The 12,178-nt window shown below is 34.1% G+C and carries 12 protein-coding genes; 9 read left to right on the top strand and 3 right to left on the bottom strand.

Annotated elements, in window-relative coordinates; translation table 11 throughout:
* Window positions 1–3: 3 nt before the first annotated feature.
* From IPH52_03130 to IPH52_03120, 3 genes are all read left to right on the top strand, one after another.
* On the top strand, window positions 4–411 hold the full coding sequence (locus IPH52_03130) for an STAS domain-containing protein (GenBank protein MBK7054035.1): 408 nt from the start codon (window positions 4–6) through the stop codon (window positions 409–411).
* Between the two features lie 79 nt (window positions 412–490).
* Window positions 491–1,144: a 4Fe-4S dicluster domain-containing protein gene (locus IPH52_03125; GenBank protein MBK7054034.1), complete on the top strand. Its 654-nt coding sequence runs from the start codon at window positions 491–493 to the stop codon at window positions 1,142–1,144.
* Between the two features lie 49 nt (window positions 1,145–1,193).
* Window positions 1,194–2,597, top strand: a complete 1,404-nt coding sequence (locus IPH52_03120) for a BamA/TamA family outer membrane protein (GenBank protein ID MBK7054033.1) — start codon at window positions 1,194–1,196, stop codon at window positions 2,595–2,597.
* A gap of 1,147 nt (window positions 2,598–3,744) precedes the next feature.
* On the opposite strand, the gene IPH52_03115 is transcribed toward IPH52_03120, so the two are convergent.
* Together IPH52_03115 and IPH52_03110 are read right to left on the bottom strand one after the other, a co-directional pair.
* Entirely contained in the window at window positions 3,745–4,059 is a 315-nt protein-coding gene (locus IPH52_03115; GenBank protein ID MBK7054032.1) for a divalent-cation tolerance protein CutA, read from the bottom strand.
* Window positions 4,060–4,073: 14 nt separating this feature from the next.
* On the bottom strand, window positions 4,074–5,000 hold the full coding sequence (locus tag IPH52_03110) for a phosphate ABC transporter substrate-binding protein (GenBank protein ID MBK7054031.1): 927 nt from the start codon (window positions 4,998–5,000) through the stop codon (window positions 4,074–4,076).
* A 145-nt stretch (window positions 5,001–5,145) separates the two neighbouring features.
* Here IPH52_03110 and IPH52_03105 point away from each other — a divergent pair, with 145 nt between their 5' ends.
* The 6 genes from IPH52_03105 (at window position 5,146) to IPH52_03080 (ending at window position 11,614) form a co-directional block, all read left to right on the top strand.
* Window positions 5,146–5,517, top strand: a complete 372-nt coding sequence (locus IPH52_03105; GenBank protein MBK7054030.1) for a TIGR04452 family lipoprotein — start codon at window positions 5,146–5,148, stop codon at window positions 5,515–5,517.
* A gap of 23 nt (window positions 5,518–5,540) precedes the next feature.
* On the top strand, window positions 5,541–7,229 hold the full coding sequence (locus IPH52_03100) for a SpoIIE family protein phosphatase (GenBank protein ID MBK7054029.1): 1,689 nt from the start codon (window positions 5,541–5,543) through the stop codon (window positions 7,227–7,229).
* Between the two features lie 65 nt (window positions 7,230–7,294).
* A complete protein-coding gene (locus tag IPH52_03095; GenBank protein MBK7054028.1) occupies window positions 7,295–7,861 on the top strand; it encodes an outer membrane lipoprotein carrier protein LolA in 567 nt (188 codons plus the stop codon).
* Between the two features lie 4 nt (window positions 7,862–7,865).
* Window positions 7,866–9,701 (top strand): hypothetical protein, encoded by a 1,836-nt coding sequence (locus IPH52_03090; GenBank protein ID MBK7054027.1) that lies wholly within the window; start codon window positions 7,866–7,868, stop codon window positions 9,699–9,701.
* A gap of 6 nt (window positions 9,702–9,707) precedes the next feature.
* Complete coding sequence (gene trpS, locus IPH52_03085; GenBank protein ID MBK7054026.1) at window positions 9,708–10,676, top strand: tryptophan--tRNA ligase; 969 nt, start codon at window positions 9,708–9,710, stop codon at window positions 10,674–10,676.
* A 452-nt stretch (window positions 10,677–11,128) separates the two neighbouring features.
* On the top strand, window positions 11,129–11,614 hold the full coding sequence (locus IPH52_03080; protein ID MBK7054025.1) for a VOC family protein: 486 nt from the start codon (window positions 11,129–11,131) through the stop codon (window positions 11,612–11,614).
* A gap of 24 nt (window positions 11,615–11,638) precedes the next feature.
* On the opposite strand, the gene IPH52_03075 is transcribed toward IPH52_03080, so the two are convergent.
* Window positions 11,639–12,121, bottom strand: a complete 483-nt coding sequence (locus tag IPH52_03075; GenBank protein MBK7054024.1) for a hypothetical protein — start codon at window positions 12,119–12,121, stop codon at window positions 11,639–11,641.
* Window positions 12,122–12,178 lie beyond the last annotated feature (57 nt).

The raw sequence follows: 12,178 nt of genomic DNA, 5'->3' as shown, positions 1-12,178 counted from the left end.
TTTATGAGTAACCCAAGCACCGATTTTACTAACCCAATCTATCATCACGAAGGAACAGAATTACAAATTACCACCCGTGTTAAATCAGAACCAAATCAACCTACAGATGGAATCATTCTTGATATAGCCGGAGATCTTAACTTATATTCGACTCCTGCTTTAAAACAGATTCTTTCTTACCTTACTGATGCGGGCAAAGTCAAGATATTCGTGAACGTGGAAAATCTTCACTACATTGATTCTTCTGGTCTAGGTGCCTTTCTTGCCGTTCAGTCTAAGCTTATGAAATTAAACGGCTACATCAAAGTATGCTGTCCTACCAAGCAAGTTCTAGCTGTCCTTGAGCTAACAAAACTAAAAACTATGCTCAAAGTAAATACGAGCCTTGCAGAAGCATTGAGAAATGGCTAAACTCTTATTTTCAAGTCTTATTTGATCGGAAAAATATTCTGTTTTACATAGTCTCGACATACTATTTGCTAGGTGATTCATGCAACGAAAGGATTTTTTTAAAAAAGGATTATTCAAAGCCTTAAAAAAGGCTGTTGATACGACAGAAGAAGTCTACGAAGCAATTCAGGAATCAGTAGCCGGCAAAGCACCTACAGAAGACATTTCTGGTCTAGCGGATAATAAAGAGTATCTCCCTGAAACACCGGGAATTTCAAAATCTAAAAAGATTCATCGAAATTTAAAATATCCGCCCGGTGCTCTAGTTGATAAGCCAAAATTTCTAAAGAAATGCACAGGCTGTGGAGATTGCATTCAAGCTTGTCCTTACAATACGATTTTTCCCGTTTTTGATCCCAAATTAGAAAAGAATATACCTCATCTCGATCCGAACATGAATGCTTGCATGATGTGTTTTGACTATCCTTGCATCAATGCTTGTGAGGTAGATGCACTGAAGTCGTTCAAGAAAAAAGAAACTTTGAAACTTGGACAGGCGAAAGCTCTTGTGGATCATTGCATCAATACTAAAACCGAGCAACTTACCTGCAATGCATGTCGCGATTCCTGTCCTATTGAAAATGTTATCACATATAATAAAAAATTTCAACCTCGTATATCAAAAGACTGCACTGGTTGTGGAATCTGTGTCCATGCCTGCCCAACTTTTCCAAGAGCAATTGTCGTGAAGTGAAATCTTTTTGATTTACAGTATTTTATTTTTGTTTCTTTGCATTTTCTCTTTGCATTCAGAAGACATTCATCCAGATACAAAAACCAAACTACCTTTTCATTTAGATGAATCTAGAAAAATTGATTCGGAAGAATTAAAATCAAAACGGGAAGGCTCTTTTATGACAGGACTTCCTTCTATTAGTTCAGATCCTGTAACTGGAGTCTGGTATGGAGGTAGTGGTTATTTTATTGAAAATGGTAAGAAGACAAATCCTCTCTTTGCGTATTCTCCTTATAAATATAGAATTGCTACCGACATTTATCAATCGTCGGTAGGTGCAAAATACTATGGAGCGGGCATTGACTTACCTTTCTTTCGAGATAGTCCCTACAGAATCAATTTCTACAGCTTTTATGATAGAAACCTTCGTGCCTTGTATTTTGGTGTAGGAGAAACAACCCTTCAACCACTTTCTTATCATCCTAGAAACGATGATTCGCAACCAACTCAAACCAATGCGGAATATGATAAGCGAGAAGATGCATTATCTTACAGAAGACCAGGAAGAACTGCGAGTGGGTATGAATATGTGACAGATCAAAGATATAATGAATACGAGGGAGAAAATTCAGGCTTTAATCTGAATCTAGACAGAACCTTTTGGGGTGCATTTCGATTTGCTTTAGGAACGGACGTATCCCGTATGATTATAAGGAGCTACGACGGAAAGATTTCGAAAGCAAAAGATCCTTACTTCGGAGAAACTGATTTTTCGGCTTTGAATGTAGTTCTTCCAACTCCAAACGCAAAAACAAAACTAACAGAAGACAAAGATGCGGGAAAGATAAATGGATTTGGTGGTGGCTATACCATTTATCTTAAAACAGGAATTGCATACGACTCAAGAGACTTTGAACCAAATCCACGAAGAGGAATTTTTGCAGAAATCAATTTCATAAAATCTTCAAAAGCATGGGGAGCCGATTATGATTTTCAAAGATCACTCCTTCATGCAAAAATATTCTATCAACTCTTTCCAAAATACTTTTCGGAAATGGTTTTAGCAGGAAGAGTTGCTCTCACGCGTATAACAGGCACTATCCCCTTCTACGAATACAGACATATCTGGAGCATTGACACCCCAATTTATGGTTTAGGTGGAGGAAGCACACTGCAAGGATATAAACAAGATAGATTTGTAGGTAACGTAATGAGTTTAGCAAATACAGAAATAAGATATAAGTTTGGATCATTTCGATTAGGTGATGAATACTTTACATTTCATATTGGTCCTTCTTTTGGTTTGGGTAGAGTATGGGATTCAATAAATTCAATCAACTTGCAAGGATATAAATACTCTCGCGGAATTCTTTTTCGAATTATTTGGAATCAATCTACTGTAATTTCTCTCGACTATGCAGTCTCTAGAGAGGACAAACAGTTTTTTATGAACTTAAATCATAACTTTTAATCCAGTTCAGCATAAATTAGAAAGAAAAACATTTCATTCGGTGCTTCATTCGTAAGATTTCAGCCTGTATTTTATTGATTCAAATTGCTCTTGAAGAATTAAAGTAAGAAAATATTTTTTTGTGCATCTCTTTACAAAAAGAATTACATGAGACTGTGCTTTGATGATATAAAATCAAAAAATGAATCTTCTTCGATAGAAGGAGTTATTTTTTTTATAGCCAATACAAATGAATGATTGAAGATTTATTTTTTCTGGACAAAGAAATCTTTTATAAAAGTAATTACATGTCTTGTTTAAAACAATTTAGCATTCATTTTCTCTTCCAAATGTATCTTTTTTACAACAGTGAATAAGTTTTTATCACAAACATCTAAACGTATTTAGTATTTTTACTTGATTGATAGCGTTTACAGACTGTTAATCTATAGCTCGAAGAAATTATTTAGGTTAATAAGTCATTCATAAGATGGAAAATCTTATTTAAGAGTAAGAAAAAAACTTTCAAGTGACATTGAAAGAAGGGAATACACATAATTTATCTCTACAAATTATTCTTTGAATGAAATATTATTTTTAAAATACATCTATGAAATAAATTTCATAATTAATATTAATGCATTTTGTGTTTTGTTGCGATATTCTTTGTAGAAGTAAAAAATATTTTGTAAAAAATAAAAAAATACTTTACATAATTTAATAGCCGTATTAATTATGTCACTAACATCTATTGGTCGGATTTAGAAAAAAATAAAAAAGACCAAAATCCTAAATGGAGGCTACATCAATGGTTGCAAAAAAGAAAGCTGCTGCTAAGAAAAAACCTGCTGCAAAAAAGAAACCTGCTGCAAAAAAGAAGTAATTAAACTTCTTTAAAAAAAATAGATCAATTTTTTTTAAAACTAAACCCGCTTACGAGCGGGTTTTTTATTATCTACACCTATCAAAAAACCCTGATTTTATTGGTTCTTTTGCCACTGAGACACAGAGATGGTTTAAATGTAGGATATGATTTATGAATTTATTCAAAGTAGATTCATAAATTGATTATTCATGAAAGACTCTCTTTAGAGTGAAGCTTATGAATAAACTAAACCCATTTCAAAAACTCTGTCTCTCTGTGTCTTTGTGCCTCTGTGGCAACAAATTACTTCTTTTTTAATCCAGATTCCAACCACTTCAAGTATTCTTCATTGCCGTTTTGAATGGGAATAGATAAAATACAGGGCACAGTATATGAATGAATCTTCTTTACATGAAAAATAATTTCTTCAAAAAAAGATTCATTTGTTTTTGCTATGAGAATGACTTCTTCATTGATTTCTAATTTTCCTTCCCATTCATAAATGGATGTCATATGTTCAATCATGTTTACACAGCCAGCTAGTTTTGCTTCGACGAGAGATCGACCAATCAACATCGCCTCTTCTTTATTCTTACAAGTTATGTAAACGAAAATCATTTTATGCTTTTACCTCATTGCTTTATTGCATTTACTTCTACTTCAGGAAGTGTGGAGCGAAGATATCCACTTTGCAAGACTCCCTTTTGTCCACTCTCACTCAAAATATATTTTATAAACGCATCCACTTTTGCACCCGCTTTATCTGTTTTGTATAAAATTTTTAAAGCACGAGAGAGTTTATATTTTCTCTTCACGATATTATCAATGTTTGGAAGAATTGGTTCGTCTTCTTTAGTTCTTGCATACTTCAATGGTTTCAATTTGCTATTCACATGAGCAAATCCCATTCCCATATAAGCTATGGCATCCGGATTCTTTTCAACAAAATCAACAATCTCTTCATTATTAATTAGCACAACAGCATCTTTCGAATAATCATTTTGTTTATTCTTAAAGTAGTGACTCTGTCCTAAATCAAGTTGTCGAACAACGTGCTCTCTTATATAATGCGCTGTTCCTGAATAATTATCTCGAATCACAACTTTAATTGGCTTATCAAGACCTCCCATTTGCTTCCAGTTGTTTATTTTTCCTGTAAATATATCAGAGGCTTGCTCTAACGTTAATTTTTCAACAGGATTAGTTGGATGAACTACAAACGCGGCACCGTCGTATGCTACAACGATTGATTCTAGTGTTTGTTTATGATTTAGTTTTTCAAATTCGCTTTCAGTTAAATCTCTAGAGCTTAAAGCAATATCAGTAATCCCATTAATTAATTCATTAATTCCCTCTCCTGAACCACCGCCTCGAACATCTATGGAATAATTTTTATTTTCTTTCATAAAATTATTTGAGATGAGCAATATCATCGAGTGCATAGTTTCCGAGCCAGTGATAATAATCTTTTCTTGCTTCTTGCAATCAGTGAAAAATAAACTGATAAAAAATAAAATAATGTATTTGGTAAATTTCATGTAACCTTCTCCTTTGTTCATACAATCTCTTTAAATTTTTTTCGTAAACCTAAGTTTCGCAAAGAAGGATTACATTTTAATTACAAGGAAAAATCAAATTCTAATTGATAGATTGACTATTCTTATTGTAATGAGCATTTTATGTTGGGTAAAAGGAGTATTCACTATGAGAAAAATTTTTACATTGTTAGTTTTTGTTCTAAGCATGTCGCAATGCATTGTATTAGATACATTAAATCTATCTGTTCCAGAATCGGTTACAGGCAAAGAGGCTAAGAACACTATACTTACAGCAGCAATCACCGGTGCAGCCATCTCCAGCTCTGCAGAAGGAAAAGTTTCTATAGATGCATTGCTGTCACTCATATCAAATAAGCTTGCTGGAGTAAAAGAAAATGCTTTCTACGATAAATATGAAGTAGACCAGTGTGCCGCAGAAGCTCAATTAATTAATATCATCACGATTCGAGTTGGCGGGTTTACCTGCAATTTAAAAGAGCATAAGACTTTTACTAACTGGCCTGTTCGCATCTTTTGATTTCAAAAAAAAATTAAACTAAAATGAAAATTGGTATCGAGAAAAAGATCAACAGTATACTATTCCTAAGTTTGCTTGCTGTTGGTCTCAGTATTGGAGTAACTTTCTATTTTAAACAAAATGATTATATGATGAAATCAGTAATCGACAAATTATACAATGGATTATTTTCCATTTATAATATTGTGGATATGGAAAGTTTGCCAAATCTCAATAAGAAGAGTTCACAATCACAAGAATACATTCAGAACTGGAAAAAAATTAAAAATATTCAGAAAGAATTGGGATTGGCATCCATTTACATCGTGCTGATGAATGAAAGAAGTCAATTCTACTTTGTATATGATTCAGGAGATGATCCGACTACAAAACAACCGCATGACAATTACTTTAAAGAATATAAAGACCCGCCTTCCGAAGCATTTGAATCCTTTACATCAGGCAAGATGGTCGTTGTAAATGGACATTATTCTAATCAGTTGGGAACATTTAAGTCTGCATTCTATCCTATTAATGTAAATGGTAAGATTATAGGTGTAATAGGCGCTGATTCCAATATTGCAAAAATCCTTGAACTTAAAAAGGAATCACTTCTTCTAATCGGATTATTTTTATTTTTAGGGTTAATCATTGTAATACTCGCTGGTCGAGTCATAAAACAATGGATTGTAACTCCGATTAACGAATTAAACTACGGTATTCGAAAAATTGCAAATGGTAATTTGAATTACTCGATTTCCCTCAATGAAAATAATGAAATTGGTGAACTTGTTACAAGCATCAATACAATGACTCGTAATCTAAAAACAAATTTTACAACAATCCAAAAGCACAACAAACAATTAGAAGAAAGAATTGAAGAAAGAACAAATGAATTAAAAGAAACCCTTTCAGAAGTTCAGGAATTGAGGATACAGCAAGAGGGAGATTATTTTCTGACTACATTAATTGCAGAGCATTTAATGCAAAATCGAAACAAAAGTCCTTATATAAAAATTGATTTTCTCACAGAGCAAAAGAAAACATTTCAATTCAAAGGCAAGACTCGTCATTTAGGTGGAGATATCAGTATCGCGGGAAATTTAAACTTCCTAGGTAAAAAGTTTACAATGTTTTTCAATGGTGATGCAATGGGTAAATCCATGCAAGGAGCAGGAGGAGCACTTGTCATAGGATCTCTTGTCAACTCTATCATGTCACGCTCAGCGGCAAACAAGAGAGTAATCACGAAAGAGTCTGATAGATGGTTAAGAGAAACTTTCTTCGAAATTCAAAAGGTAATGGAAGCATTTGACGGAACAATGTTCGTTTCTTGTATCCTGGGAGTCATTGAGGATGAAACAGGACTCTTGCAATTCTTTAATGCAGAGCATCCATTGAGTATAATATACAGAGACGGAAAAGCAAACTTTATCGAAGATGGAATTACCGCGCATAAGCTTGGTATGCCTTTTAATGTTGACGTTGGTTTAATTCAGTTTCAATTACAACCAGGAGATGTGATTTTCTGTGGTTCAGACGGTAAGGATGACTTGATCCTAAATAAAGGTTCAAGTGGAACTAGAATCATAAATGAAAATCAAAGGCTTTTCTTAAAAATCATAGAAATGTCAGAAGGTCAGTTAGATAAAATCTACTCCAATTTGGTGAATAAGGGAGAATTATCCGATGATCTTTCGATTGTCCGCATCTCCTTCAAGGAAAACAGCTAGTGCAAGCCTATCGTCTTAAGAAAATATTAATTGTAGTATTAACCATAGCTCTGTAAGTTGAAAAAATGAAATTTCGCTTTATGTTCTTTCTTATTTTTTTGAGCCTTTCTGCCGCTGCTGAATCAGGGGAAGAACTATTAAATAGTATTGTTGGAACAATGAATAGCTTTGATAGCTTTCGAGCAAATATCTCCATAGATGGTTTATCTGGTTCCATTTCCTATAAAAGACCAGGTAGTTTAAATGTTAAATTTTCTGATGGTCGAGTTCTTTCTGGAAATGGAAGACATTTATGGATTTACTCGCCTGCAAGAGGAATTGCCGGAAAACAAGACCTCAAAGGACTAACCGGAGGGCTTGGTGGTTTACTTTCTGGCTATGAGAGTGTCTCAAGCACAGGAAAAGTCTTGAAACTTAAATCTGATAATAAATATTATGAGGAAATAATTGTTAGCGTTACGCCGAATAATATAATAAAGTCTCTCAAGTTAAGAGCAAAAGGTAGATCTGATTTCATGGATATTACATTTTCAGGAGTTCAAACAAATATTGGGCTTTCTTCTAGTATATTCAATTTTCATCCGCCTGCAAATGCACAGATAGTTGAGAATCCTTTGAATCAGAGGGAATAAGAATTTGAATCCAGCATCCAGAACAGAAGCTCATAAAGTTTTCGCATCCTTATATCGCAAAAAGCGTTCACCAGAGCACCAACAGTTAATCGATGATGCCATAACTCGTTCGAACGATGTTTTTATTCGAATTGACTTGATTAAAAAAATTGATGAAGACCAAGAAAAAAAAGAAAGAGTAAAAGAAGAACCGTCTGCTTCTGTCGGAAGTAAAACAGAATTTTCAAAAGCAGTCTCTATGGCAACAGGCGCTCCGGTTCCAAAGCCTGTCATATCCAAATCACAAACCTCTGCCCAAATCCCTGCAATGACAGATACGAATGCAAGCGGGTTTATGGACAAACTCTTTGGTGGAGGAAATAGCGTAGCGAAATTTGCAAAAGAAACCAAATCATTAGAGTTGGGGCTATTTGCACGTAAACCCACAATATCTAAGAATGTCGAAAAGATTTTCCGATCTCTCAAAGAAGATGAAATCATAAGCACGATCCAAGCTCTAAAATATTCCGAGCAAGTAGGCTGGAGAATATGGACTCCTCTCGTTTATAATGTTATTTTAAATTACAATCGGTTCTTTAATGCCTTTATATCTTTGGATAGTCTTTTTAGAGATGAAATTTCTGCTGAAGTATTTCTTGGTAGATCCACGAAAATGCAAATGTATTATGCGCGCATTTTAGGACGACCCGATACGAAAGATATTATTCTAGAAAAAGTTCCAGCATTAATACGAACAGAAGCAAAACTTTCTTCTAAAATTGAACCAATTCTCACAGGGTTAAATTACGGTTTGTCGCTTGAATCAAGAAAGCCTTCTTTGACAGATGCTATTGTTGCATTTCATATCGTTATGACTAAGAAATTTGTTTCCTGGCAAGAAATTGAAAAGACTTTAAACGTTTCCGTAGTAGATGAACGAAAATTCAATGCAACGTCAGAAGTAGCAAAGCAAATAGAATTGGCAACTGCAAAGCTTTCCAATGATATACAATCTAAATTAAACATCAAAGACGAATTAGATTTTTTGAGAAAAAATTATTTCTCTTTTGCTGAGGGTGGAAAATTATCCTTTGAATTCCTAAATGCTATCATTGATGACTACGTAGCTCACTATTATGCTGAGAATATGCAGACTGATTTATTAAAATCCAATTTTAAGAATACCCCACATAAGTTGCTCCAATTAGTGTGCCGTGATCTACAAAGCAATTATATTCCTTTAGTAGAAGGCTATATAAAATTAGATTTGAATCAAGTCAAAGATGTATTGATTATGCAGATTGGTTTATTCTTTCCTGAAGTAGATCGGATAAACAATATACTCCGCACACTTGATAGTTTTAATCGTAAGTTTCCAAGCTTTCAATACGGTTTTCAGAATTATGCTGAAAACATTGCAAAAGGAACACAAGATCAAATTGAAACACAATTATTAAAAGTATTAACTGAAGCATCGGATTTCTTTCATAAATTTGCAACAAAGATGACTACCGTAATTGAAAATCATATGCTCGCACAAAGCTACGAAGAAAGCGGACAAATCAACGAAAAGACCGTTGCTACAAAAGAAAAGGTGATTGAAGAAATAAAGATCATGCAACGCTTTATTCCTTTTGCAGAAGGACGTGTAGTTGCACAGGGAAGACTTTCTGGAAAAACGGTATTTCAAGTTCTCTTTGAAATGACACGACTTCTTTACAACTACGCAGTTATTTTTAAAGATGCTTCCCTCCTTGCTAAACTTGGTCAAAGCGCAAAGAACGAAGCTGAATTACAAAAGCTTTATTCTGACTACGAACGATTAACTTCTAAACCTTATAGTGCGGATAAACGAGATTAACCGTATATGAGAATTTTAACAGGCGTTCAACCTTCAGGGAAACTTCATTTAGGAAATTATTTTGGTGTTATGGAAAAGATGATTCGCTACCAGGAAGACCACGATTTATTTTGCTTTGTCGCAAACTTACATTCTCTTACAACTTTCAAATCTAAAGAAGCATTACTGGACAATACATTCGATGCGGTATGTGACTTTTATGCACTTGGAATTGATCCTGACAAATCAACTTTCTGGATTCAGTCTGATGTTCCGTTAGTAACAGAGCTTACATGGTATTTAAGTATGTGTATCAATGTAAACCAATTACATCTTGCTCATTCTTACAAAGACAAAACTGCAAAGGGAATTAATCCAACAGGTGGTTTGTTTTTCTATCCAGTTTTAATGGCAGCAGATATTCTATTGTTCGACAGTCAAAAAGTTCCAGTAGGAAAAGATCAAAAACAACATTTAGAATTCACACGTGACATTGCGAACAAATTCAATCATGATTTTGGAACAACATTTTTAATTCCTGAGCCAGAGATAGATGAGGATACTGCCATTATACCGGGGACAGATGGGGCTAAAATGTCAAAGTCATATGGAAACACTATTAATTTTTTTGACAAAGAGTCATCTATTCGAAAATCAGTAATGTCTATCGTTTCAGATTCAGCAGGAATTGAGGAAGCCAAAGATCCTGATAAAAGTGTAATCTTTTCTATTTACAAGTTATTTTTAAATGAAACAGATTTAAAAACGCTCCGCACAAGATTTGAAACTCCGGGACTTCGCTACGGTGATGTAAAGAAAGAGTTATTTTCAACCATAATGGATTACTTTGCACCTTTCAGAAAGAAAAGGGAAGAGCTTGCGGCTAATCGCGATTATGTAGAAGAACTTCTTAAGAAAGGTTCCGAGAAAGCTCATGCAGCAGCAGCACCGGTAATCGATAGAGTAAGAAATCGCCTAGGAATTAAAAGAAATTAATTATATAACCTTAGCGAACCAAAAAACTGCATCATTAGGTATCCCACCTTCAGCTCTGGTCAGAGGCTGTGTAAAAAGAAGATTTTCTCACATTAGGTTGCTTCTTTTCTTTATCTGATGACTCTAAAACTAAATTATCCATATTTTGGAAAATTTAGTTTTATGCCTTTTTTGGGGTACAACTCTATGCTTTTACACAGTCCCTTATACAAAAGCTAAACTCATTTTCGGAATTATTCATCCTGTAAATCTTGTTAATCCTGTCTAAAAAAATTTCTTTATCAAAAACCAATTTAGCTCGTGTATATTATTGTATTTTTTTCTTGACAAAATGTATATCGTAAATATACGATATAAAAATTAAGAAGAAAGAATCAAAGAAACTGCAAATAGGATTCTCAACGCAAAATGAAATAAGCAAATGTAGCAAAAAAAATATAGGAGAATATAAAATGAAGGTATTAGAAAAAACATTTCCAAAAGTAGGTATATTAAAACCGCATATAGCTTTGGTTGTAAAAAATGTAGAAGAGAGCATTGAATTTTACAAAAAAATGTTTGGTATAGAGCCAATGAAAGTCAGAAATGGATACGCTAAGTTTGACTTAGAATTTCCATCATTAAATCTTACTTTAAATGAAGCGGGTCAAAAGATTCCACAAGGCAGATTATCGCATCTAGGAATCCAAGTAAGCTCTACAGAAGATGTTTCAAAAGTAAAACAATATTGGGAAGAACTAGGATTATCCGCAAGAGACGAAATAGGCGTATCCTGTTGTTACGCGATTCAGGATAAAACTTGGGTGAAAGATCCAGATGGAAATGAATGGGAAGTATTCGTAGTCTTAGAAGACCAGCTCCCTGAATTCAAATTCATGAGTGGACAAGCTAATGCATGTTGTTCCACTTCTTCAGATACAGGACAATCTTGCTGTTAGTTCGTAAATAAGTAATAAACTTTATCATTCTCTCCTCAAATGATAAAGTTTAAACTTCCCATCCAGTTCAATGACTGTTCGAATTCCCGTAATTTCAATCCCGTTTCCTGTCGGGTTAATGGCTATTATCTTACATCCTAAATGTAATTTAAATGGTCCATATTTTTCAATGCGACTACAAGATATGCTTTTAACTGAGAGGTATTTACCTTTAAAATCATGAATTAATTGTTGCTTGCCGTAATGGGTTTCGATATTCATGTGCTCGAATGCCAAATCTGCAGTCATCCCAGGATCTCTTGTAAATCTCTCTCCAACATGATTCCAAAAATTGGTATTGTGTTCTTCTCTCGTCAGAAGTAGTTTATCGAGCGAAGCCTCATCCCCTTTAGAAATAAACTCAAAAGCTTTTTGGATGACTTCTTCTTTTGTGTTCAATGTGTTCGATAGTGGCGGAGCTTTGGGAGTGCAGAATAAAAGAAAGAATACTACAATATATTTAATCATAAGAATCCTAATTGTAACTTCAAAAATAAAAACGGCGGAGTCTCCTCCGCCAAGTAA

Source organism: Leptospiraceae bacterium (assembly GCA_016708435.1).
In the GTDB taxonomy this organism is placed as follows: domain Bacteria; phylum Spirochaetota; class Leptospiria; order Leptospirales; family Leptospiraceae; genus UBA2033.
Note: the sequence above shows the minus strand (reverse complement) of the source record. Positions and strands in the feature narration are given on the sequence as shown.